This is a genomic window from Pseudomonas sp. MF08817, assembly GCF_059862705.1.
In genome coordinates, this window is the sequence record NZ_JCBCUY010000007.1 from 114,103 (window position 1) to 137,167 (window position 23,065).

18 protein-coding genes are annotated in these 23,065 nt (G+C 63.7%); 15 read left to right on the forward strand and 3 right to left on the reverse strand.

The features are described 5' to 3' along the window. Positions 1 to 64 precede the first annotated feature (64 nt). Positions 65 to 1,018, reverse strand: a complete 954-nt coding sequence (locus AC19YR_RS06460) for a glucokinase (RefSeq protein ID WP_500597615.1) — start codon at positions 1,016 to 1,018, stop codon at positions 65 to 67. Further along, a complete protein-coding gene (edd, locus tag AC19YR_RS06465) occupies positions 1,015 to 2,841 on the reverse strand; it encodes a phosphogluconate dehydratase (protein ID WP_095106723.1) in 1,827 nt (608 codons plus the stop codon). Before edd ends, AC19YR_RS06460 begins: the two co-directional genes overlap by 4 nt. 224 nt (positions 2,842 to 3,065) lie before the next feature. Here edd and gap point away from each other — a divergent pair, with 224 nt between their 5' ends. The 7 genes from gap to AC19YR_RS06500 all read left to right on the forward strand — a co-directional run bounded on the left by gap (position 3,066) and on the right by AC19YR_RS06500 (position 10,417). After that, positions 3,066 to 4,067 (forward strand): type I glyceraldehyde-3-phosphate dehydrogenase, encoded by a 1,002-nt coding sequence (gene gap, locus AC19YR_RS06470; protein ID WP_095106719.1) that lies wholly within the window; start codon positions 3,066 to 3,068, stop codon positions 4,065 to 4,067. Positions 4,068 to 4,084: 17 nt separating this feature from the next. Continuing rightward, on the forward strand, positions 4,085 to 4,549 hold the full coding sequence (locus tag AC19YR_RS06475; protein ID WP_500597617.1) for a methylglyoxal synthase: 465 nt from the start codon (positions 4,085 to 4,087) through the stop codon (positions 4,547 to 4,549). A gap of 298 nt (positions 4,550 to 4,847) precedes the next feature. After that, positions 4,848 to 5,363: an RNA polymerase sigma factor gene (locus AC19YR_RS06480; protein ID WP_095106715.1), complete on the forward strand. Its 516-nt coding sequence runs from the start codon at positions 4,848 to 4,850 to the stop codon at positions 5,361 to 5,363. Positions 5,364 to 5,488: 125 nt separating this feature from the next. Beyond that, positions 5,489 to 6,445, forward strand: a complete 957-nt coding sequence (locus tag AC19YR_RS06485) for a FecR family protein (protein WP_500597620.1) — start codon at positions 5,489 to 5,491, stop codon at positions 6,443 to 6,445. A 121-nt stretch (positions 6,446 to 6,566) separates the two neighbouring features. Continuing rightward, positions 6,567 to 9,128, forward strand: a complete 2,562-nt coding sequence (locus AC19YR_RS06490) for a TonB-dependent receptor (protein ID WP_500597622.1) — start codon at positions 6,567 to 6,569, stop codon at positions 9,126 to 9,128. A gap of 166 nt (positions 9,129 to 9,294) precedes the next feature. Then, positions 9,295 to 9,903 (forward strand): biliverdin-producing heme oxygenase, encoded by a 609-nt coding sequence (locus AC19YR_RS06495; RefSeq protein ID WP_500597623.1) that lies wholly within the window; start codon positions 9,295 to 9,297, stop codon positions 9,901 to 9,903. Positions 9,904 to 10,030: 127 nt separating this feature from the next. Next, complete coding sequence (locus AC19YR_RS06500) at positions 10,031 to 10,417, forward strand: YbaN family protein (RefSeq protein ID WP_095106707.1); 387 nt, start codon at positions 10,031 to 10,033, stop codon at positions 10,415 to 10,417. Positions 10,418 to 10,542: 125 nt separating this feature from the next. On the opposite strand, the gene arcD (AC19YR_RS06505) is transcribed toward AC19YR_RS06500, so the two are convergent. Beyond that, the gene (gene arcD / locus AC19YR_RS06505) at positions 10,543 to 11,970 is read right to left on the reverse strand and encodes an arginine-ornithine antiporter (protein ID WP_095106705.1); all 1,428 of its coding nucleotides are present in this window, start codon (positions 11,968 to 11,970) and stop codon (positions 10,543 to 10,545) included. A gap of 442 nt (positions 11,971 to 12,412) precedes the next feature. Between arcD (AC19YR_RS06505) and arcD (AC19YR_RS06510) the strand changes: the two genes are divergently transcribed. From arcD (AC19YR_RS06510) to gcvP, 8 genes are all read left to right on the forward strand, one after another. Beyond that, positions 12,413 to 13,840, forward strand: coding sequence for an arginine-ornithine antiporter (gene arcD / locus AC19YR_RS06510; RefSeq protein WP_095106703.1), 1,428 nt, complete (start codon positions 12,413 to 12,415; stop codon positions 13,838 to 13,840). A 33-nt stretch (positions 13,841 to 13,873) separates the two neighbouring features. Beyond that, on the forward strand, positions 13,874 to 15,130 hold the full coding sequence (gene arcA / locus AC19YR_RS06515) for an arginine deiminase (RefSeq protein ID WP_095106701.1): 1,257 nt from the start codon (positions 13,874 to 13,876) through the stop codon (positions 15,128 to 15,130). Positions 15,131 to 15,212: 82 nt separating this feature from the next. Then, positions 15,213 to 16,223, forward strand: a complete 1,011-nt coding sequence (locus tag AC19YR_RS06520) for an ornithine carbamoyltransferase (RefSeq protein ID WP_095106699.1) — start codon at positions 15,213 to 15,215, stop codon at positions 16,221 to 16,223. Between the two features lie 160 nt (positions 16,224 to 16,383). Further along, on the forward strand, positions 16,384 to 17,313 hold the full coding sequence (gene arcC / locus AC19YR_RS06525; RefSeq protein ID WP_095106698.1) for a carbamate kinase: 930 nt from the start codon (positions 16,384 to 16,386) through the stop codon (positions 17,311 to 17,313). Positions 17,314 to 17,369: 56 nt separating this feature from the next. Continuing rightward, a complete protein-coding gene (locus tag AC19YR_RS06530) occupies positions 17,370 to 17,744 on the forward strand; it encodes a DUF5064 family protein (protein WP_095106697.1) in 375 nt (124 codons plus the stop codon). Positions 17,745 to 17,910: 166 nt separating this feature from the next. Further along, positions 17,911 to 19,419: a transcriptional regulator GcsR gene (gene gcsR, locus AC19YR_RS06535; protein WP_500597625.1), complete on the forward strand. Its 1,509-nt coding sequence runs from the start codon at positions 17,911 to 17,913 to the stop codon at positions 19,417 to 19,419. Positions 19,420 to 19,741: 322 nt separating this feature from the next. Then, on the forward strand, positions 19,742 to 20,125 hold the full coding sequence (gene gcvH / locus AC19YR_RS06540) for a glycine cleavage system protein GcvH (protein WP_095106694.1): 384 nt from the start codon (positions 19,742 to 19,744) through the stop codon (positions 20,123 to 20,125). An 11-nt stretch (positions 20,126 to 20,136) separates the two neighbouring features. Then, positions 20,137 to 22,989: an aminomethyl-transferring glycine dehydrogenase gene (gcvP, locus tag AC19YR_RS06545; RefSeq protein ID WP_500597627.1), complete on the forward strand. Its 2,853-nt coding sequence runs from the start codon at positions 20,137 to 20,139 to the stop codon at positions 22,987 to 22,989. The last annotated feature ends 76 nt before the right edge of the window (positions 22,990 to 23,065 follow it).

Sequence of the window (23,065 nt, forward strand, 5' to 3'; positions counted from 1 at the left end):
GCCACCGACCCTATCGACTGACAAACGGCCATCGCGAGCCGGCTCGCTCCCACAAGCGCCACGCCTACACCGTTTGTTGCAACGCCACACCCGCGCCCATCAACCCCGGGTAGGGCGCGGTCACCAGCCATACCGGGATGCCGGTGAAATAGTCACTCATGCAGCCTTTGTCGGCGAAGCAACGGGCAAAGCCGCTGCGCAGGAAGAACTCGGCAAAGCGCGGGATCACGCCGCCGACGATGTACACCCCGCCGCGCGCGCCGCTGGTGAGCACGTTGTTGCCCGCCACGCGGCCGAGCCAGCAGCAGAATTGTTCGAGGGTTTGCAGGGCCACCGGGTCGCCGGCCAGGGCCGCGGCGGTGACCGCTTCGGGGGTCTCGAACTGCGGGACGTGGCCGTCCACGGCGCAGATCGCCCGGTACACCCGGGGCAAGCCGCTGCCACTCAACGCGGTCTCGGCGCTGACGTGGCCGATTTGTTCGTGGATGTGCTGCCACAGGCGCGTCTCGCGCACGCTGCTCAATGGCAGGTCGACATGCCCGCCCTCTCCCGGCAGCGCCGCCCAGCGCCCGCCGCCCAGGTCGAGCAAGGTGCCCACCCCCAGGCCGGTGCCGGGGCCGATCACCACCGCCGGGCGCAGCGCTTCGGGCGTACCGGGGCAGACCACGCGGCAGTCTTCGGGCTGCAAGCGGGTCATGCCCAGGGCCATCGCCGAAAAGTCATTGACCAGCAGCAGTTGCGCCACCTGCAAGGTGTCGCAGAACGCCCGGCGGCTCAGGCGCCAGTGGTTGTTGGTGAAGCGAAACTCATCGCCGCCCACCGGCCCGGCCACTGCCAGGCACACGGCGCCGAGGCTGCCGGGGGCCAGGCCGAGGCTGTGCAGGTAGGCGCCGATGGCCGCTTCAGGGCTCAAGAAATCTGCCGTGGCCAGCACCTGCACCGAGGCCAGTTGGCCGTCCTGCCACAGGGCGAAACGCGCGTTGGTGCCGCCGATATCACCGACCAGCGCGCGCTTCATTCAAGGCGCTCCAGGGCCGAGGTGAAGGTGCTGGCGCCCTGCTCCGCCGAGCTGAACGCCTGGCGCATAAAGGCAAAAAGTTCGCGGCCGCTGCCCACGTTGTTGCCCAACAGGCCGGTGGCCGGTTCGCGGGCGGCAAACTCGGCGGCATCGACCTTCAGCTCCAGGGTGCCGAGTTGGCCATCGACGCGGATGATGTCGCCGTCGCGCACCCGGGCCAGCGCCCCGCCCACCTGGGCTTCGGGGCTGACGTGGATGGCCGCGGGGATTTTCCCCGAGGCACCGGACATGCGCCCGTCGGTCACCAGCGCCACCTTGAAGCCACGGTCCTGCAACACACCCAGGAACGGCGTCATTTTGTGCAGCTCCGGCATACCGTTGGAGCGCGGGCCCTGGAAGCGCATCACCGCGACGAAGTCTTTCTCCAGCAACCCGGCCTTGAAGGCATCGGCCAGGTCCTGCTGGTCCTGAAACACCACGGCCGGGGCTTCGACCACTTGGTGTTCCAGGGCCACGGCCGAGACTTTCATCACGCCACGGCCGAGGTTGCCTTCCATCACCCGCAAGCCGCCCTCGGGGGAGAACGCACGGGCCACGGGGCGCAGGATGTGTTCGTCGAGGCTGGCCAGCGGGCCTTCGCGCCACACCAGTTCGCCGTTGTCGAGGAAGGGTTCCAGGGTGTAGCGGCTCAGGCCATGGCCCATCACGGTGTTGACGTTTTCGTGGAGCAGGCCGGCGCCGAGCAGTTCGCGGATCAGGAACGACATGCCGCCCGCGGCCTGGAAGTGGTTAATGTCGGCCTTGCCGTTGGGGTAGACGTGGGACAGGGTCGGCACCACTTCGGAGAGGTCGGCCATGTCCTGCCAGGTCAACTGGATGCCCGCCGCCATGGCGATGGCCGGCATGTGCAGGGTGTGGTTGGTGGAGCCGCCGGTGGCGTGCAGGGCGACGATGGAATTGACCAACGAGCGCTCATCGACGATTTCGCCAATGGGCAGGAACTGGCCGTTCTGCCGGGTCAGGCGCGTCACCTGGTGCGCCGCCTCGCGGGTCAGGGCATCGCGCAGCGGCGTGTTGGGGTTGATAAAGGACGCGCCGGGCAAGTGCAGGCCCATCACTTCCATCAGCAACTGGTTGGTGTTGGCGGTGCCGTAGAAGGTGCAGGTGCCGGGGCTGTGGTAAGACTTCATCTCCGACTCCAGCAGCTCTTCGCGGCTGGCCTTGCCCTCGGCGTAGCGTTGGCGTACGTCGGCTTTTTCCTTGTTGGAAATGCCCGAAACCATCGGCCCGCCGGGGACGAAAATCGTCGGCAAGTGGCCAAAGCGCAGAGCACCGATCATCAGGCCTGGCACGATCTTGTCGCAGATGCCCAGCATCAGTGCCGCATCGAACATGTTGTGGGACAGCGCCACAGCGGTGGACAACGCGATCACTTCGCGGCTGAGCAGGCTCAGTTCCATGCCCGGCTCGCCCTGGGTCACGCCGTCGCACATGGCGGGCGTGCCGCCGGCGAACTGGCCCACCGAACCGATCTCGCGCAGGGCCTGCTTGATCTGCTGGGGAAAGGTTTCGTAGGGCTGGTGGGCCGAGAGCATGTCGTTATAAGACGACACGATGGCCACGTTGGCGGCGTTCATCAGGCGCAGGCTGTTTTTGTCCTCGGTGCCGCAACCGGCCACGCCGTGGGCGAAGTTCGCGCATTGCAGCTTGCCGCGCACCGGCCCGTCGCTGGCGGCACCGCGGATCAGGGCCAGGTAAGCCTGGCGAGTGGCGCGACTGCGGGCGATAAGCCGTTCGGTGACCTCAAGAACGCGGGGATGCATGTGTAGAACTCCAGGCTAACGGATGTGGCGACCTGTGTGTCTATGCTGGGCAATAACACCGCGCGGCGTGGCCGGGCGCGGCATTGGTTGACCATTGGGACCAGTTGATTCAGGTCACTCGTTGTAGATAAAACAAAATATTGCCACTAAAAAGGCTTGTTTTCTATTTTTTTGCGAATAATCTTGTAATTCCAACAACAAATTTCAGAGCAGGTGCCCTTCCCATGACTTTACGCATCGCCATCAACGGTTTTGGCCGCATCGGCCGCAACGTCCTGCGCGCACTGTATACCCAAGGTTATCGCCAAGACCTGCAGATCGTCGCCATCAACGATCTGGGAGACAGCGCTATCAACGCGCACCTGCTCAAGTACGACACCGTCCACGGCACCTTCGATGCCGAAGTTGCCCACGACCAGGAAAGCCTCACCGTCAACGGCGACCGCATCGCCGTCAGCGCCATCCGCGACCCGGCCAACCTGCCCTGGGCCGCCGAGAAAATCGACGTGGTGTTCGAGTGCACCGGGCTGTTCACCGACCGCGCCAAGGCGGCCGCCCATCTTAGCGCCGGCGCGCGCAAAGTGATTATCTCGGCCCCGGCCAAGGGCGCCGATGCCACGGTGGTGTACGGGGTCAACCACGACATCCTGCGCCAATCGCACCAGATCATCTCCAGCGCCTCCTGCACCACCAACTGCCTGGCCCCGGTGGCCCAGGTGCTGCACCGCGAACTGGGCATCGAAAGCGGCCTGATGACCACCATCCACGCCTACACCAACGACCAGAACCTCACCGACGTCTACCACAGCGACCCGTACCGCGCCCGCTCCGCCACCCAGAACATGATCCCCAGCAAAACCGGCGCCGCCGAAGCCGTGGGCCTGGTGCTGCCGGAGCTGGCGGGCAAACTCACCGGCATGGCCGTGCGGGTGCCGGTCATCAACGTGTCGCTGGTGGACCTCACCGTGCAGCTCAAGCGCGAAACCAGCCGCGAGGAAGTCAACGCCCTGTTCCAGGCCGCCAGCCTGCATTCCAAGGTGCTGGGCTACAACACCCTGCCGCTGGTTTCCAGCGACTTCAACCACAACCCGCTGTCGTCGATCTTCGACGCCAACCACACCAAGGTCAGCGGCAAGCTGCTCAAGGTACTGGCCTGGTATGACAACGAATGGGGCTTCTCCAACCGCATGCTCGATAACTGCCTGGCGCTGTGCCACGCCGAATAGGCCGGGAGCTGCACCCTATGATCGGCATCGGTTTCACCCACGCCACCCTGGCCGCGCGCAAGCGCATCGCCCTGGTGGCCCACGACCACTGCAAGGTGTTTTTGCTCGGCTGGGCGCAGCGCCAACGCGAACGCCTGGCGCGCCATGAACTGGTGGCCACCGGCACCACCGGCCTGCTGCTGAGCAAGCACCTGGACCTGCCCGTGGAAAGCATGATTAGCGGCCCCCTGGGCGGCGACCAACAACTGGGCGCGCGCATCGCCGAGCAACGGGTAGACATGCTCATCTTCTTCTGGGACCCCTTCGAGCCCCAGCCCCACGACCCGGACATCAAGGCCCTGCTGCGGGTCGCCGCCGTGTGGAACATCCCCGTGGCCTGTAACGAATCCAGCGCCGACTACCTGCTCAGTAGCCCGTTGATGGACCAGGCCCACGACTACCGCGTTCCGGATTACCCGGCGTACCTGCAACAGCGCACCTGAGGCGCCGGGCACCACGCCTGCCCTGTGGGAGTGGGCCGGGTTGGCGGTAATGCCGTGGCTGTATTGGCTCCATCGCGGGCAGCGCCCGCTCCCACAATTGAGCGGTGGTGTGGATGGGATTTTCATCTTTCCTAGGTGGGAGCGAGCCTGCTCGCGATGGCGGCACGCAGTGGTTGTGACGAAGGGTAGGGGTAAGACAGTTGATCCCACAGGGGGCGTGGCGGCAGACCACAGTTCACCCTTGCCAATTTCGCTTTTGATAAGCATTATCATTCGCAAATTTTCACTGGGTAGCGCTGTGAGTCAGTCTCGTTTCAACCAGGTGTTCCTCACCCAGCGGGTTTCGCTGCTGCGCACACTGGAGCGCATGGTCAACAACCACAGCACCGCCGAGGACCTGCTCCAGGAAACCTACCTGCGGGTCACCCGTGCCCTGGGCGAGCGGGCCATCGATCACTTGGAGCCCTTTGTGTTCCAGACTGCCCGTAACCTGGCGCTCGATCACTTGCGGGCGCGGCGCATTCAGTCGCGCACCCTGCTCGAAGACGTGCCACAAGCGGTGCTGCAAAGTGTCGCCGCGCCCCTGAGCAGCGCCGAGGATGGCGCCCATGCCCAGCAACTGCTCGAGCGCCTGAACGTGAGCCTCAACCAACTGAGCCTGCGCCAACAACAGATCTTCATCCTCAGCCGCCTGCACGGCCACAGTTACCAGCAGATCGCCGAACACCTGGGCGTGTCCCTGAGCACGGTGCAAAAGGAACTCAAGCTCATCATGGCCATTTGCGTCGGCGTGGCGGATCGCTTGAACCACTGATCCTTACCCCCTGGCTGAGGGGGCACGGCCGCCCTCTGTGCCCGCCAATACATTTTGTTACCCTAGGCGCCGTTGCCTCGCTTCAGCCAAAAACCAGCCGTGCGCAGACACTGCCAAGGACCCCCGTGATGGACACCAACCAATCGCCCCCCGCGCCGGACACTGCCAGCGCAAGCGCCATGGACCAGGCCCTGGACTGGCTGATCGTGATGCAAAGCCCCAGCGCGGCACAAACCCGCCAGTTCCACGCCTGGCTCGCCGTCCCCGCCAACGCCCAGGCCTTCGCCCGCGCGCAGGCAATCTGGGACGGCCCGCAGGTGGCGCACTGCGCGCAAACCTTAAGCGCCAAACAAAAAGTCACCGGCCTGCGGCGCCTGCGCCCGCACTGGAAACCCCTGGCCACCGCCGCCGTGTTGCTGGTCGGCCTGCTCAGTTTCAGCAACCTGCCCCTGCGCCTGCAGGCCGATCACCTGACCGTAGTCGGCGAGCGCCAGCGCGTGCAATTGGCGGACGGTTCCCAGGTGCTGCTCAACACCAATTCGGCGTTCTCCAGCACCATCGACGAGCGTCAGCGCGTCGCCCGCCTCTATCAGGGCGAAGCCTTTTTCGAGATCGCCGCCAACCGAGCCCAACCCCTGGAAATCAGTGCCGGCCCGGTGCGCGCCAGCGTGCGCGACACTGCGTTCGCCGTGCGTTACCTGGACGGCGAAGCCCAGGTGCGGGTGCAGCGCGGCGACGTTGACCTGCGCAACGACTACAACGACGCGCGCATCCGCCTCAGTGCCGGGCAAAGCATCCGTATCGGCCCCAAGGGCTTCGACGCCCCCGCCATGCTCGACCAGGACAAAGACCTGGCCTGGGTCCAAGGCCGGTTGGTGTTCGAGAACTGCCCGATGAGCCAGGTGTTGGCCGAACTGCGCCGCTATTACCCCGGTTTTATCGTCAACAACAACCCGCGGCTGGCCGACGTCGCCGTGACCGGCAACTACCGCCTCGACCAGCCCCTGGATGTGGTGCGTTCCCTGGCCCACATCACCTCTGCGCGCCTGCGCGAGTTCCCGGCGCTGGTCATCATCAACTGATCGGCAATTATTTTTACGCGATCGCGCGCGGTGATACGTCTCGTTATAGCCAATGCAATTGATTCGCATTTTGCGTGTGAATTTGCCACCTATAAGATTCGTGCGACACGGAGCGCTTTCGATGTCCTCTTCACCTTCACGCCTACACAACTGCACCCTGTCCCTGCTCACCGCCGCCCTCCTGCTGGCCGGCGCCCAGGCCACCCCCGTGCTGGCCGCCACTGCGGCGCAACCGCCGGCGCGCAACCTGGGCGACTACAGCTTCGCCATCGCCCAGCAACCGCTGGTCTCGGCCCTTAACGCCTTCACTGCGGTCACCGGGTGGCAAGTCGGCCTGCCGGCGGAACTGGGCGCCGGCGTCGCCTCCCCCGGCGTGCGCGGTTCCCTGCCCCCGGAAAAGGCCCTGGAACGCCTGCTGGCTGGCACCAACCTGGCGTACCGCAAACTAGGCAACAACAGCATCGTCCTGGAGCGGCGCACCGGCAGCACCCTGACCCTGCAACAGATGACCATCAGCGCCACCCGCCAGGAACAGAGCATCGACAGCGTGCCCAGCACCGTCACTGTGCATGAGCGCCAGGACCTGGACCGCCAGAACGTCAATACCATCAAGGAACTGGTGCGCTACGAGCCGGGCGTCTCGGTGGGCGGTGCGGGCCAGCGCGGCGGCATCAGCGGCTACAACATCCGTGGCATCGACGGCGACCGCGTCCTGACCCAGGTGGACGGGGTCGAAGTGCCGGACGGTTTCTTCAACGGCCCCTACGCCAAGACCCAACGCAACTACGTCGACCCGGAAATCGTCAAGCGCGTGGAGATCCTGCGCGGCCCGGCCTCGGTGCTGCACGGCAGCAGCGCCATTGGCGGTGTGGTCAGCTACTTCACCCTCGACCCGGACGACATCATCAAGCCCGGCAAAGATGTCGGCGCCCGCCTCAAGACCGGCTACAGCTCGGCCGACGAGAGCTGGCTCAAATCCGGCACCGTGGCCGGGCGCGCCGAGCAGTTCGACGCCCTGCTGCACTTCAGCCAGCGCGACGGCCACGAGACTGACTCCTACGGCACGAACAACGGCACCGGCCTGGACCGCACCGCCGCCAACCCCGAAGACGCCCGCACCACCAACGTGCTGGCCAAGCTGGGCTGGAACTACGCCGATGACGCACGCCTGGGCCTGACCTACGAAAAATACAAGGACGACCGCGACACCAACCAAAAGAGCGCGGTCGGCGGGCCGTTCGACAAAGGCAACGGGCAGAACATGTACCGCTCACGTGTGGGCAACGACACCGTCAGCCGCGAGCGTTTCGGCCTGGAGAACAGCTTCGCCCTCGACAGCCTGGTGGCCGACCACGTCAAGTGGAGCCTCAACTATCAGGTCGCCAAGACCGGCCAGACCACCCTGGAACATTACGTGCCCTTCGTGCGGGACGTGATGCGCGAGCGCGAAACCCGCTACGAGCAAAAGCAGTGGGTGATCGACGCCCAGGCCGACAAGGCCTTCAGCCTGGGTGAAACCGACCACCTGCTGACCTACGGCGCCACCCTCAAGCAGGAAAAAGTCACCGGTTCGCGGCGCGGCTCGGGCACCTGCCTCAAGGCCGGCATGCGCTGCACCGGGCCGGGTGCCGACAGCCCCGCCGATCGCCTGAAAAAGGCCAGCGACTTCCCGGACCCAACCATCAACAGCTATGCCCTGTTCGCCCAGGACGAAATCACCTGGAACCGCTGGAGCTTCCTGCCCGGCCTGCGCTATGACTACACCCAGCTCAAACCGCACCTGACCCAGGCCTTCATCGACACCGTCAATGCCGACGGCAAAGGCACTGTCAATGGCGACAACAAGACCTGGGAACGCCTGTCGCCCAAGTTCGGCCTGACCTACGCCCTGAGCGACCAATACACCTGGTACGGCCAGTACGCCGAAGGCTTCCGCACCCCCTCGGCCAAAGCCTTGTACGGGCGCTTCCAGAACACCGCCGAAGGCTATGTGGTCGAGCCCAACCCGGACCTGGAACCGGAAAAAAGCCGTGGCCTGGAAACCGGCCTGCGCGGGCGCTTCGACGCCGGCACCTTCGACGTGGCGGTGTTCTATAACAAGTACCGCGACTTCATCAACGAAGACGCGATCAAGCCCGGCTACACCGAGCAGACCTTCAAGGCCAACAACATCAAGCACGCCACCATCAAGGGCATCGAAGCCAAGGGCCGCCTGCAACTGGACACCTTCGGCGCGCCGCAGGGCCTCTACACCCAGGGTTCGGTGACCTACCTGTACGGGCGCAACAACGACAACGGCCAACCGCTCAACAGCATCAACCCGCTGACCGGTGTCTTCGGCCTGGGCTACGACCAGGACAACTACGGCGCCGTGCTCAACTGGACGGTGGTACGGGCAAAAAACCGCGTGGACGACGAGTCGTTCAAATCCCCGGACGGCATCAACCAGCAGTTCAAGACCCCGGGCTTCGGCATCCTCGACCTGAGCGGGTTCTACAAGGTCACCGACGACCTCACCGTCAGCGCCGGCCTGTACAACCTCACCGACAAGAAATACTGGCTGTGGGATGACGTGCGCGGCTTCGACGCCAGTGGCGAAGCCGAGGTACTGGCCCCGGCCAACCTCGATCGCCTGAGCCAACCGGGCCGCAACTTCGCCATCAACCTGGCGTGGGATATCTGATTACCTGACGGCCTGTAGGGGGGAGCCTGCTTTCACAGGCAATGCCACAGGATGTGGCATTGCGCCTCCTGCCTGTTTTTTTACCGGCCACAGTGAGGATTTTTTACTGTGTTCCGTCTTCTGGTACGTCTAGTTAGATAGTGCATCTCATTCTCAAGGATTCCCCATGACTGCCCCGCACAATGCCTCGCGTCCCACCCTGCGTTCCCAGCGCCTGAACCAGATCACCCACGAGCCCCATTCCAAGCTCGATGCCCTGGTCAAGGCCCACGCACCGTTCGAGACCCCGGCCAATTTCGCCCGTTTCGTCGTTGCTCAGTACCTGTTCCAGTCCGAACTGGTGGCGCTGTACAACGACCCGCAACTGATCGCCATCGTCCCGGACCTGGCCGCCCGCTGCCGCGCCGAAGAGGCCAAGGCCGACCTCGCCGACCTCAACACCGACGTGCCCGCCCCCGTGGCCGGTGCCGTGCACAACCCAAGCAAGGCCGAAGCCCTGGGCTGGATCTTCGTTTCCGAAGGTTCCAAGCTCGGCGCCGCGTTCCTTATCAAGCGCGCCGTGGCCCTGGGCATGAGCGAAACCTTCGGCGCCCGCCACCTGGGCGAGCCGGCCGGTGGCCGTGCCGAGGGCTGGAAGAGCTTCACCCACATCCTCGATGAGCTGGAGCTGAGCCCGGAAGAAGAAGCCCTGGCCGACAAAGGTGCGCTGGCCGCCTTCAACCGTTTCACCGTGCTGCTGGAACAGGCTTACGCCAGCGCCCCTGAACTGGCCTGATGCCCACTGTGGTAACGGGCCCGCCCGCGATAGCGACTCATCTGCCAGCCGCCCTGTTGGCTGGGCCACCGCCATCGCGGGCACGCCGGCGCCCACAGGGGAATCAGGACGCACCCTGCGCTTATTTATGACCCCACCCACCTCAAAACTCGCCCGCCTCCTGTTCGGGGTACTGGCCTATGTCAGCCTGGGCATCGGCCTACTCGCCATTGTCGTGCCCGGCCTGCCGACCACCGAGTTCATCCTGCTGGCAGCCTGGGCCGCGACCAAAAGCTCGCCGCGTCTAAGTGCCTGGCTGGAAAACCATCGCCTGTTCGGCCCGATCCTGAGCAACTGGCGCAACGGTAGGATCGTCGCGCGCCGGGCCAAGGTCAGCGCCACCCTGAGCATGCTGCTGTGCGCGGTATTGATGCTGGTGATGCTCGACCACGGCTGGCCGATCTACCTGGCCATCGCGGGCATGGGCCTGGGCAACCTGTGGATCTGGTCGCGGCCTGAATCGGTGGCGTGTTGAGTCAGATAGGCAGCTATCGCGAGCAGGCTCGCTCCCACAAGGGAAAAATGAACATTGCACCCGCACCACCGTTCAACTCTGGGAGCGGGCCCTGCCCGCGATGCCCCCCACCCGGCACCACTGCCTCACAACGACAACACGCCGCTATAAAGCCCATACGCCGCCAACCCCGCCCCGGCCAGCACGCAGGCAAAAATCCCCTTCTCTACCGTGGTAAACAGCGGCTCGCCCTGTTCGCGCTTGGCCTTGGCGAACAGGATCACCCCAGGGGCATACAGCAGGGCTGAGAGCAGCAGGTACTTCACCCCACCGGCGTACAACAGCCACACCGCGTAGCTCAAGGCCACGCCACCGACGAACAGGTCCTTGAGGCGCTGGCCCGAGGCTTCTTCGTAGGTTTCGCCGCGCCCGCTGAGCAGCACCGCGTAGGCCGCCGACCACAGGTAGGGCACCAGGATCATCGACGACGCCAAGTAGATCAGGCTGGTGTAGGTGCCCGCCGAGACCAGGGTAATCACCAGGAAAATCTGGATCATCGCGTTGGTCAGCCACAACGCGTTGGCCGGTACGTGGTTGGCGTTTTCCTTTTTCAGGAACGCCGGCATGGTGTTGTCGCGGGCGGTGGCGAAGAGAATCTCGGCGCACAACAGCGCCCAGGACAACAGCGCGCCCAGCAGCGACACCGCCAGGCCAATGCTTATAAGCAGCGCCCCCCAGGGCCCGACGATGTGTTCCAGCACCGCCGCCAGGGACGGGTTTTGCAGGTTGGCCAGTTCCGGCTGGCTCATGATCCCCAACGACAGCACGTTGACCAGCACCAGCAGCGCCAGCACCCCGACAAAACCGATGACCGTGGCGCGGCCCACGTCCGAGCGTTTTTCGGCGCGGGCCGAGTACACGCTGGCACCTTCGATGCCGATGAACACGAACACCGTGACCAGCATCATGTTGCGCACCTGGTCCATCACGCTGCCGAAATTGGGGTTGCTGGTGCCCCAGATGTCACGGGTGAAAATCTCGGCCTTGAACGCCACGGCGGCGATCACGATGAACATCACCAGGGGCACGATCTTGGCCACGGTGGTCAGTTGGTTGATGAACGCCGCCTCCTTGATCCCCCGCAGCACCAGAAAATGCACGGCCCACAGCAGCACCGAGGCGCAGCCGATGGCGATCGGCGTGTTGCCCTGGCCGAACACCGGAAAGAAGTAGCCCAGGGTGCTGAACAGCAAAACGAAGTAGCCGACGTTGCCCATCCAGGCACTGATCCAGTAGCCCCAGGCCGAGGAAAAGCCCATGTAATCGCCAAAACCGGCCTTGGCATAGGCGTAAACCCCGGAGTCAAGTTCAGGCTTGCGGTTGGCCAGGGTCTGGAATACGAAGGCCAGGGTGAGCATGCCCACGGCAGTGATCGCCCAGCCGATCAGCACCGCCCCGGCGTCCGCCCGGGCCGCCATGTTCTGGGGCAATGAAAAGATCCCGCCGCCAATCATCGAACCCACTACCAGTGCAATCAGCGCACTGAGTCGAAGCTTTTGTGCCGGTTGGGACATCCTGACCTCTGTCTGAAAATGGCTGAAGGCGAAAATACCTTAGCAGCCTTCATGAACTAAATATCGTCACACTAATAGCGTTTATTAGATAACGCCGACTGCCACCGCTTATTTAGAACAAAAGGGTCTATGAATTGTTCTACAGTTTTCAAAAATGTGGGCTACTCGCGATAAATGACGGACAAAAGAAAAAGCCTCTGGAAAAGTTTGCACATTAGGAAAAAGGGTCTAAGTTCAACTCGCACGGCAATAGGATCCATTCCTGTTTTATCGTTGCCGAGGCCTCTGCAAAAGGCTTCTCGGGTACGCGATGGTATACCCGCAAAAGCACCTAACTCCCTAATTCACAATGGAATGTACCAATGCACTGATCTAAGTCAGTTGTTTGAAATAGCGCTGGATCTACGCTGTAGCCTCTCTTCTCCCGCATTGGAGTCATGCAATGTCAGAATCTCCCGGAAAACTTCGATTAGGCGCCTTAGTGGCACTTGTAGTCGGCTCGATGATTGGCGGCGGGATCTTTTCACTGCCCCAGAACATGGCCGCCAGTGCCGATGTGGGCGCAGTACTAATTGGCTGGGTTATTACCGCCATCGGTATGTTGACCCTGGCCTTCGTGTTCCAGACCCTGGCCAACCGCAAACCCGACCTCGATGGCGGCGTATACGCCTACGCCAAGGCCGGTTTTGGCGACTACATGGGCTTCTCCTCGGCTTGGGGCTACTGGATCAGCGCATGGCTGGGCAACGTCGGCTACTTCGTCCTCTTGTTCAGCACCCTGGGCTACTTCTTCCCGATATTTGGCGAGGGCAACACCCCGGCGGCGGTCATCGGCGCTTCGGTATTGCTGTGGGCCGTGCACTTTCTGGTGCTGCGCGGCATCCGCGAGGCGGCGTTCATCAACCTGGTGACCACCGTCGCCAAGATCGTGCCGCTGGTGCTGTTCGTGTTGATCGCGGTGTTCGCGTTCAAGCTGGAAATCTTCACCGCTGACATCTGGGGCGTGAAAAACCCGGACCTGGGCAGCGTGATGAACCAGGTGCGCAACATGATGCTGGTCACCGTGTGGGTGTTCATCGGCATCGAAGGCGCGAGCATCTTCTCATCGCGGGCGGAAAAACGTTCGGACGTGGGCAAGGCCACTGTGATCGGCTTCATCACCGTGCTGCTGTTCCTGATGCTGGTGAACGTGCTGTCGCTGGGCATCATGACCCAACCGGAGCTGGCCAAGCTGCAGAACCCGTCGATGGCCGCCGTGCTGGAGCACGTGGTCGGGCATTGGGGTGCGGTACTGATTAGCGTGGGCCTGATCGTCTCGCTGCTCGGTGCACTGCTGTCCTGGGTGCTGTTGTGTGCAGAGATCATGTTCTCCGCCGCCAAAGACCACACCATGCCGGAGTTCCTGCGCCGCGAGAACGCCAACCACGTGCCGGCCAACGCCCTGTGGCTGACCAACGCCATGGTGCAGATCTTCCTGGTCATCACCCTGTTCTCGGCCAGTACCTACCTGTCGCTGATCTACCTCGCCACTTCGATGATCCTGGTGCCTTACCTGTGGTCGGCGGCCTATGCGGTGTTGCTGGCGGTACGCGGCGAGACCTATGAAAAAGCCCTGGCCGAGCGCAAGAAAGACCTGATTATCGGCTCCATCGCCCTGATCTACGCGGTCTGGCTGCTGTATGCCGGCGGCGTGAAATACCTGCTGCTCTCCGCCCTGCTGTATGCCCCTGGCGTGATCCTGTTCGCCAAGGCCAAGCATGAGCTGGGCAAACCGATTTTCACCTCTGTCGAGAAGCTGATTTTCGCCGCAGTGGTCATTGGCGCCCTGGTGGCGGCCTATGGGCTCTACGACGGCTTCCTGACTTTGTAAGTAAGTAATCTCTTGTTAACTGGAGGATCTGTAATGACCACGGAAAAAGTTAAGTACGGCGTACATTCCGAAGCCGGCAAACTGCGCAAAGTCATGGTGTGTTCCCCAGGTTTGGCCCACCAACGCCTGACCCCCAACAACTGCGACGAACTGCTGTTCGACGACGTGCTGTGGGTGGCCCAGGCCAAGCGCGACCACTTCGATTTCGTCACCAAGATGCGTGAACGCGATATCGACGTGCTGGAAATGCACAACCTATTGACCGACATCGTCGCCATCCCCGAAGCCCTGGACTGGATCCTGGAGCGCAAGATCACCGCCAACCAGGTTGGCCTGGGCCTGGTCAACGAAGTCAGCTCCTGGCTGCGCAGCCTGGAGCCGCGCAAAGTCGCCGAGTTCCTGATCGGCGGCGTATCGGCCGATGACCTGCCCAACAGCTTCGGTGGCAAAACCATCGAGATGTTCCGCGACTTCCTCGGCCACACCAGCTTCATCCTGCCGCCGCTGCCCAACACCCAGTTCACCCGCGACACCACGTGCTGGATCTACGGCGGGGTGACCCTCAACCCGATGTACTGGCCGGCCCGCCGCCAGGAAACCCTGCTGGCCAGCGCCATCTACAAGTTCCACCCGGAATTCACCAACGCCGACTTCCAGATCTGGTACGGCGACCCGGACCAGGAACACGGCAACGCCACGCTCGAAGGCGGCGACGTGATGCCCATTGGCAACGGCGTGGTCCTGATCGGCATGGGCGAGCGCTCTTCGCGCCAGGCCATCGGCCAACTGGCGCTGAACCTGTTCAAGAACAAAGCCGTGGAACGGGTGATCGTCGCCGGCCTGCCAAAATCGCGCGCCGCGATGCACCTGGACACCGTGTTCAGCTTCTGCGACCGCGACCTGGTCACCATCTTCCCCGAAGTGGTCAGCCAGATCGTCGCCTTCAGCCTGCGCCCCGATGAAAGCAAACCCGGTGGCATCGACGTGCGACGTGAAGACGCAAGCTTCCTCGACACCGTGGCCCAAGCCCTGAACCTCAAGGCCCTGCGCGTGGTCGAGACCGGTGGCAACAGCTTCGCCGCCGAACGCGAACAGTGGGATGACGGCAACAACGTGGTGGCCCTGGAGCCAGGCGTGGTGATCGGCTATGACCGCAACACCTACACCAACACCCTGCTGCGCAAAGCGGGCGTAGAAGTCATCACCATCAGCGCCGGCGAACTGGGCCGTGGCCGTGGCGGCGGCCACTGCATGACCTGCCCGATCATCCGCGACCCGATTGACTATTAATTAACCACTGACTCTGCCTGCTTGCCGCTGCCCCCACGAAGGGCCTCGGCAAGTGGATGACCTAAACCCAAGGAGAATCCTCATGGCGTTCAACATTCATAACCGCAACCTGCTGAGCCTGGAACACCACACCCCTCGCGAGTTGCGCTACCTGCTGGACCTGTCCCGCGACCTCAAACGCGCCAAGTACACCGGCACCGAGCAACAACACCTCAAAGGCAACAACATCGCGCTGATCTTCGAGAAAACCTCGACCCGCACCCGATGTGCCTTCGAAGTGGCCGCCTATGACCAAGGCGCCAACGTCACCTACATCGACCCGAACTCCTCGCAGATCGGCCACAAAGAAAGCATGAAGGACACCGCCCGCGTACTGGGGCGCATGTACGACGCCATCGAATACCGTGGCTTCAAGCAAGAAATCGTCGAAGAACTGGCCAAGTTCGCCGGCGTTCCCGTGTTCAACGGCCTGACCGACGAATACCACCCCACCCAAATGATCGCCGACGTGCTGACCATGCGGGAGCACGCCGACAAGCCGATCCACGACATCAGCTACGCCTACCTGGGCGACGCCCGCAACAACATGGGCAACTCGCTGCTGCTGGTGGGTTCCAAACTGGGCATGGACGTGCGCATCTGCGCGCCAAAAGCCCTGTGGCCGGCCGAAGACCTGGTGGAACGCTGCAAAAAATACGCAGAAGAAAGCGGTGCCCGCATCACCCTGACTGAAGACCCGAAAGCCGCGGTCAAGGGCGTGGACTTCATCCACACCGACGTCTGGGTCTCCATGGGCGAGCCTGTTGAAGCCTGGGCCGAGCGCATCGAGCAACTGCTGCCCTACCAGGTCAACGCTGATCTGATGAAAGCCACCGGCAACCCACGCACCAAGTTCATGCACTGCCTGCCGGCCTTCCACAACAGCGACACCAAAATCGGCAAGCAGATCGCCGAACAGTACCCGCACCTGGCCAACGGCATCGAAGTCACCGACGACGTGTTCGAATCGCCCGCCTGCATCGCCTTCGAGCAAGCGGAAAACCGCATGCACACCATCAAGGCGATCCTGGTTTCGACGTTGGCTGATCTGTAAACGGCTCGTTCGGCCCACCCTGGCGCAACACCGCCAGGGTGGGAGCGAGCCCGCTCGCGATGGGGCCATGCCAGCCTTAATCCCGGTTGAATGCTCCCGCCCTATCGCGAGCAGGCTCACTCCCACACCAGCCTCGCTCCTACCTACAAGGACAACTCCCATGCGTATCGTCGTAGCCCTGGGCGGCAACGCCCTCTTGCGTCGTGGTGAACCCATGACCGCAGACAATCAACGCGCCAACATCCGCATCGCCACCGAACAAATCGCCAAGATCCACCCCGGCAACCAACTGGTAATTGCCCACGGCAACGGCCCACAAGTGGGCCTGCTGTCGTTGCAGGCTGCGGCTTACACCCAGGTTTCGCCCTACCCGCTGGACGTGCTCGGCGCCGAGACCGAAGGCATGATCGGTTACATCATCGAACAGGAACTGGGCAACCTGTTGGACTTTGAAGTGCCGTTCGCCACCCTGCTCACCCAGGTGGAAGTCGACGCCAAAGACCCGGCCTTCCAGAACCCGACCAAGCCCATCGGCCCGGTCTACAGCAAGGCCGAAGCCGAGGCCCTGGCCGCGGAAAAAGGCTGGGCCATCGCCCCCGACGGCGACAAGTTCCGCCGCGTGGTGGCCAGCCCAAAACCCAAGCGCATCTTCGAGATCCGCCCGATCAAGTGGCTGCTGGACAAGGGCAGCATCGTCATCTGCGCGGGCGGCGGCGGCATTCCGACCATGTATGGTGAAGACGGCAAGCTCAAAGGCATCGAAGCGGTGATCGACAAAGACCTGTGCTCGGCCCTGCTGGCCGAACAGCTCGAAGGTGACCTGCTGGTGATCGCCACCGACGTCAACGCCGCGTTCATCGACTTTGGCAAGCCAACGCAAAAAGCCATCGCCCAGGCCCACCCCGACGAGATCGAAAAACTCGGCTTCGCCGCCGGCTCCATGGGGCCCAAGGTGCAAGCGGCCTGCGACTTCGCGCGCAACACTGGCAAAGTCGCGGTGATCGGTTCACTGTCGGACATCGAAGCCATCGTCCAGGGCACCGCCGGCACCCGCATCAGCACGGCCACCCCGGGCATCACCTATAAATGAGTAACACCGGGCCGGCCCATCGCCGGCCCATCCCAGCCTTGTCAGGAGAGACGCCAATGGCCACGTTCGAGCCAGGTCATCTGCATATCCATCGTGCACCGCTGCAACCCGGCGATTTCGGCTACGACATCAAGATTGACTACGAAGTCGTCCAAAGCCCCAAGGATGGCGCCTCGATGCAGTTCACCATGCACGGCAACATCATCGGCAAGGACCGCGTCAGCCGCGACTTCAAGGAGCAATTCACCCTGCCCCGGGATCTGGCGTACAACTTCGCCAGCGAAGCCTTCCACATCGCCGAAAAATACGGCGTGCCCCACGAAGCCGACATCCGCTCGATGCACAACTACTACGACCGCATGTTCAGCGACGTGCAGGCACAGCTACGGGTAAAACCCGGCGACCCGGTAAAGCCTGAACATCTGGAATAAAGCCTGTGTGGGAGCGGTCTACCCCTGATGCATCAGGTGCCTGAACCACCGCCATCGCGAGCAGGCTCGCTCCCACAGTCAGTGATCGCACTCTTGGGGTTTCACCTCCCGCCCCAGCCCAAGGCATACTGGCCGCCTCCCGCCAGCCAGAAACCTCAGCCGCCCCATGCGTATCCACGTCAGCTTCATCGACCGCGTCGGTATCACCCAGGAAGTCCTGGCCCTGCTCGGCGGGCGTAATCTCAACCTGGATGCGGTGGAAATGGTGCCACCCAACGTCTACATCGACGCCCCCACCCTCAGCCCCCAGGTGCTGGATGAGCTGCGCGAGGCGCTGTTCAACGTGCGCGGCGTGCAAGCGGTGACGGTGGTCGACATCCTCCCTGGCCAGCGCCGGCATTTGCAGCTAGACGCCCTCCTCGCCGCCATGACCGACCCGGTGCTGGCCCTGGACAGCGCTGGCGTGGTGCTGCTGGCCAACCCGGCGCTGATCGCCCTGTATGGCCGCGAGCCGGCGGGGCAAAGCGTGGCGCAATTGTTCGACGACGCCAGCCTGCTCGCCAGCCTGCTGGAACAGGGCTTTCGCCTGCCGCTGCGCGAAATCACCCTCAACGGCCAGACCCTGCTGCTGGAGGCCACGCCCATCACCGACGCCGGCGCCCTGCTGACCCTGTACCCGCCCAACCGCATCGGCGAACGGCTCTCGGCCCTGCACCACGACCACGCCGAAGGCTTCGATGCGCTGCTGGGCGACTCCCCGGCGATCCGCACCCTCAAGGCCCGTGCCCAGCGGGTCGCGGCCCTCGATGCACCGCTGCTGATCCAGGGCGAAACCGGCACCGGCAAGGAACTGGTGGCCCGCGCCTGCCATGCCATCAGCACCCGCCACGGCTCGCCGTTTTTGGCCCTCAACTGCGCCGCGCTGCCGGAGAACCTGGCCGAGAGCGAACTGTTCGGCTACGCCCCCGGCGCCTTCACCGGCGCCCAGCGCGGCGGCAAACCGGGGCTGATGGAGCTGGCCAACCAGGGCACGGTGTTCCTCGACGAAATCGGCGAAATGTCGCCGTACCTGCAAGCCAAGCTGCTGCGCTTTCTCAATGACGGCAGCTTCCGCCGCGTGGGCGGCGACCGCGAGGTCAAGGTCAATGTGCGCATCCTCAGCGCCACCCACCGCGACCTGGAAAAAATGGTCAGCGAAGGCACCTTCCGCGAAGACCTGTTCTACCGCCTCAACGTACTCAACATCGAAGTGCCGCCCCTGCGCGAGCGCGGCCAGGACATCCTCCTGCTGGCGCGCTACTTCATGCAGCAGGCCTGCGCGCAGATCCAGCGCCCGGTGTGCCGCCTCGCCCCGGGCACCTACCCGGCGCTGTTGGGCAACCGCTGGCCGGGCAACGTGCGGCAACTGCAAAACGTGATCTTCCGCGCCGCCGCCATCTGCGAAAGCAGCCTGGTGGACATCGGCGACCTGGACATCGCCGGCACCTCCGTGGCGCGCCAGGGCGACAGCGAGGTCGATAGCCTGGAGCAGGCCATGGAAGCCTTCGAGCGCAACCTGCTGGAGAAGCTCTATGTCAGCTACCCTTCCACCCGGCAACTGGCCAACCGCTTGCAAACCTCCCACACCGCCATCGCCCATCGGCTGCGCAAGTATGGAATTGCCGCAAAGGGCTGATACGCGCCCGCTTGCTAAAGGGCGCAGCCAAAAACGACCTCCGCCGTACTGAAAACGCTACAGCGGAACGATATCGATACACGCCGCTTCCGTAGCCGTATCCCAAGGCTTTGATCCTCATAAACTTTTTTCTTTCCCAACAGCTGTAGCGGTTTCGCTACAGCCCTGGCTTCTCGCTTATCGCCAGCGATCTCCAACCTGTTGTTTTATAAGGCAATAAAACTATTGGCCGCATTCTTGCTATGGGCTTTACCCATCGGCTCGGCCCTGCACGAGCATTCAATCGGCGTCCACCAGACGATTCTGGCCCTAAGGAGTTTCCATGAGCGAGTTGCGGTTTACTGAAGATCACGAATGGCTGCGTACCGAAACCGACGGCAGCGTGACCGTTGGCATCACGCCGTTCGCCCAGGACGCGCTAGGGGACGTGGTCTACGTACAATTGCCCGAGCTGCAGCACTACGACAAAGGCGCCGAAGCCTCCACCGTCGAATCGGTCAAGGCAGCCAGCGGCGTGTACATGCCCCTGAGCGGCGAAGTGGTTGCAGTGAACGCGGCCCTGGAGGCCAACCCAGAGCTGGTCAACGAGGCCCCACAAGGCGCAGGCTGGTTCTTCCGCTTTATCCCGGCCAACGCGGGCGAGGTCGGCCAGTTGCTCGACCAGGACGCCTACGACCGCTTGATTAAAGCCAACGCCCAAGCCTGAGGAGCGCCGCCATGACTGAAGTCAACCTGAGCACCGCCAACGAATTCATCGCGCGCCACATCGGCCCGCGCCAGGGCGACGAGCAAGCCATGCTCAACAGCCTGGGCTTCGATTCCCTGGAGGCCCTGAGCGCCAGCGTGATCCCCGACAGCATCAAGGGCACCAGCGTGCTCGACCTGCCGGCCGGGCAGAGCGAAGCCGATGCCCTGGCCGCGATCAAGGCCATCGCCGCCAAGAACCAACTGTTCAAGACCTACATCGGCCAGGGCTATTACAACTGCCACACGCCGTCGCCTATCCTGCGCAACCTCCTGGAAAACCCGGCCTGGTACACCGCCTACACGCCTTATCAGCCGGAAATCTCCCAGGGCCGCCTCGAAGCGCTGCTCAACTTCCAGACCCTTATCAGCGACCTCAGCGGCCTGCCGATCGCCAACGCCTCGCTGCTGGACGAAGCCACCGCCGCCGCCGAAGCCATGACCTTCTGCAAGCGCCTGAGCAAGAACAAAAACAGCCACGCGTTTTTCGCCTCCCACCATTGCCACCCGCAGACCCTCGACGTGTTGCGCACCCGCGCCGAGCCGCTGGGCATCGACGTGGTGGTCGGCGACGAGCGCGAATTGACCGACGTCAGCGCCTTCTTCGGCGCCTTGCTGCAATACCCGGCCAGCAACGGCGACCTGTTCGACTACCGCGCACTGACCGAACGCCTGCACGCCGCCAACGCCCTGGTGGCGGTGGCCGCCGACCTGCTGGCCCTGACCCTGCTGACCCCGCCGGGCGAATTCGGCGCCGACGTGGCCATCGGCAGCGCCCAGCGTTTTGGCGTGCCACTGGGCTTTGGTGGCCCGCACGCGGCGTACTTCGCCACCAAGGACGCCTTCAAGCGCGACATGCCGGGCCGGCTGGTGGGGGTCTCCGTGGACCGCTTCGGCAAACCGGCCCTGCGCCTGGCCATGCAAACCCGCGAGCAACATATCCGCCGCGAGAAAGCCACCAGCAACATCTGCACCGCCCAGGTGCTGCTGGCCAACATCGCCAGCATGTACGCGGTGTACCACGGCCCCCAAGGCTTGACCCAGATCGCCCAACGCATCCATCACCTGACCGCGATCCTGGCCCAAGGCCTGAGCGACCTGGGCGTGGCCGTGGAGCAAAGCGCCTTCTTCGACACCCTGAGCCTACACACCGGCACCCGCACCGCTGCCCTGCACGAACAGGCCCGCGCCATGCGTATCAACCTGCGGGTGATCGACGGCGAACGCCTGGGCCTGTCGCTGGATGAAACCACCGGCCAGGCTGACGTCGAGACCCTATGGCGCCTGTTCGCCGGCGACCAGCCGCTGCCGGGCTTCGCCACCCTCGCCGCCAGCGTGGCCAGCCGCATTCCCGGCGAGTTGCTGCGCCAGTCGCCGATCCTCAGCCACCCGGTGTTCAACCGCTACCACTCGGAAACCGAGCTGATGCGCTACCTGCGCAAACTCGCCGACAAGGACCTGGCCCTGGACCGCACCATGATCCCGCTGGGGTCGTGCACCATGAAACTCAACGCCGCCAGCGAAATGATCCCGGTGACCTGGGCCGAATTCGGCGCCCTGCACCCCTTCGCCCCCGCCGACCAGAGTGCCGGCTACCAGCAACTGACCGATGAACTGGAAACCATGCTCTGCGCGGCCACCGGTTACGACGCCATCTCGTTGCAACCCAACGCCGGCTCCCAAGGCGAATACGCCGGGCTGTTGGCGATCCGCGCCTACCACCAGAGCCGTGGCGAAGCGCGCCGCGACATCTGCCTGATCCCGTCCTCGGCCCACGGCACCAACCCGGCTACCGCCAACATGGCCGGTATGCGCGTGGTGGTCACCGCGTGCGACGAGCGCGGCAACGTGGATATCGAAGACCTGCGAGCCAAGGCCATCGAGCACCGCGAACACCTCGCCGCGCTGATGATTACCTACCCCTCCACCCACGGCGTGTTCGAGGAAGGCATCCGCGAAATCTGCGGCATCATCCACGACCACGGCGGCCAGGTGTACATCGACGGCGCCAACATGAACGCCATGGTCGGCCTCTGCGCCCCGGGCAAGTTCGGCGGCGACGTATCGCACCTGAACCTGCACAAGACCTTCTGCATCCCCCACGGCGGTGGCGGCCCGGGCGTCGGCCCAATTGGCGTCAAGGCCCACCTCACGCCGTTCTTGCCGGGCCACGCGGCCATGGCACGCAAGGAAGGCGCGGTGTGCGCGGCGCCGTTCGGCAGCGCCAGCATCCTGCCGATCACCTGGATGTACATCCGCATGATGGGCGGCGAAGGCCTCAAGCGCGCTTCGCAACTGGCGATCCTCAACGCCAACTACATTTCCCGGCGCCTGGAGGAGCACTACCCGGTGCTCTACACCGGCAGCAATGGCCTGGTGGCCCACGAATGCATCCTCGACCTGCGCCCGCTCAAGGACAGCAGCGGCATCAGCGTCGATGACGTGGCCAAGCGCCTGATCGACTTCGGTTTCCACGCCCCGACCATGTCGTTCCCGGTGGCCGGCACCTTGATGATCGAGCCCACCGAAAGCGAATCCAAACAAGAGCTGGACCGCTTCTGCGACGCCATGATCCGCATCCGCGAAGAAATCCGCGCGGTGGAAAACGGCACCCTGGACAAGGACGACAACCCCCTGAAAAACGCCCCCCACACCGCCGCGGAAATCGTCGGCGAGTGGAGTCACCCCTACAGCCGCGAACAAGCGGTGTACCCGGTGGCGTCCCTGGTGGAAGGCAAATACTGGCCACCGGTGGGGCGTGTCGATAACGTCTTCGGCGACCGCAACCTGGTGTGCGCCTGCCCCTCCATAGAAAATTACGCGTAAGGCAGCCGTAAGCGACAGGCCCCAAGCTGCACGTTAAGAGCCCACCCGCTCTGACTTGCCGCTTGAAGCCTGCCGC

Coding starts and splice junctions, on each gene's coding strand:
- gcvH (WP_095106694.1), top strand. CDS start 19,742: ATGAGCGAGTTGCGGTTTACTGAAGATCACGAATGGCTGCGTACCGAA.
- edd (WP_095106723.1), bottom strand. CDS start 2,841: ATGCATCCCCGCGTTCTTGAGGTCACCGAACGGCTTATCGCCCGCAGT.
- gap (WP_095106719.1), top strand. CDS start 3,066: ATGACTTTACGCATCGCCATCAACGGTTTTGGCCGCATCGGCCGCAAC.
- AC19YR_RS06495 (WP_500597623.1), top strand. CDS start 9,295: ATGACTGCCCCGCACAATGCCTCGCGTCCCACCCTGCGTTCCCAGCGC.
- AC19YR_RS06490 (WP_500597622.1), top strand. CDS start 6,567: ATGTCCTCTTCACCTTCACGCCTACACAACTGCACCCTGTCCCTGCTC.
- AC19YR_RS06460 (WP_500597615.1), bottom strand. CDS start 1,018: ATGAAGCGCGCGCTGGTCGGTGATATCGGCGGCACCAACGCGCGTTTC.
- gcvP (WP_500597627.1), top strand. CDS start 20,137: ATGACTGAAGTCAACCTGAGCACCGCCAACGAATTCATCGCGCGCCAC.
- arcD (WP_095106705.1), bottom strand. CDS start 11,970: ATGTCCCAACCGGCACAAAAGCTTCGACTCAGTGCGCTGATTGCACTG.
- AC19YR_RS06475 (WP_500597617.1), top strand. CDS start 4,085: ATGATCGGCATCGGTTTCACCCACGCCACCCTGGCCGCGCGCAAGCGC.
- AC19YR_RS06530 (WP_095106697.1), top strand. CDS start 17,370: ATGGCCACGTTCGAGCCAGGTCATCTGCATATCCATCGTGCACCGCTG.
- AC19YR_RS06500 (WP_095106707.1), top strand. CDS start 10,031: ATGACCCCACCCACCTCAAAACTCGCCCGCCTCCTGTTCGGGGTACTG.
- arcD (WP_095106703.1), top strand. CDS start 12,413: ATGTCAGAATCTCCCGGAAAACTTCGATTAGGCGCCTTAGTGGCACTT.
- arcA (WP_095106701.1), top strand. CDS start 13,874: ATGACCACGGAAAAAGTTAAGTACGGCGTACATTCCGAAGCCGGCAAA.
- AC19YR_RS06520 (WP_095106699.1), top strand. CDS start 15,213: ATGGCGTTCAACATTCATAACCGCAACCTGCTGAGCCTGGAACACCAC.
- gcsR (WP_500597625.1), top strand. CDS start 17,911: ATGCGTATCCACGTCAGCTTCATCGACCGCGTCGGTATCACCCAGGAA.
- arcC (WP_095106698.1), top strand. CDS start 16,384: ATGCGTATCGTCGTAGCCCTGGGCGGCAACGCCCTCTTGCGTCGTGGT.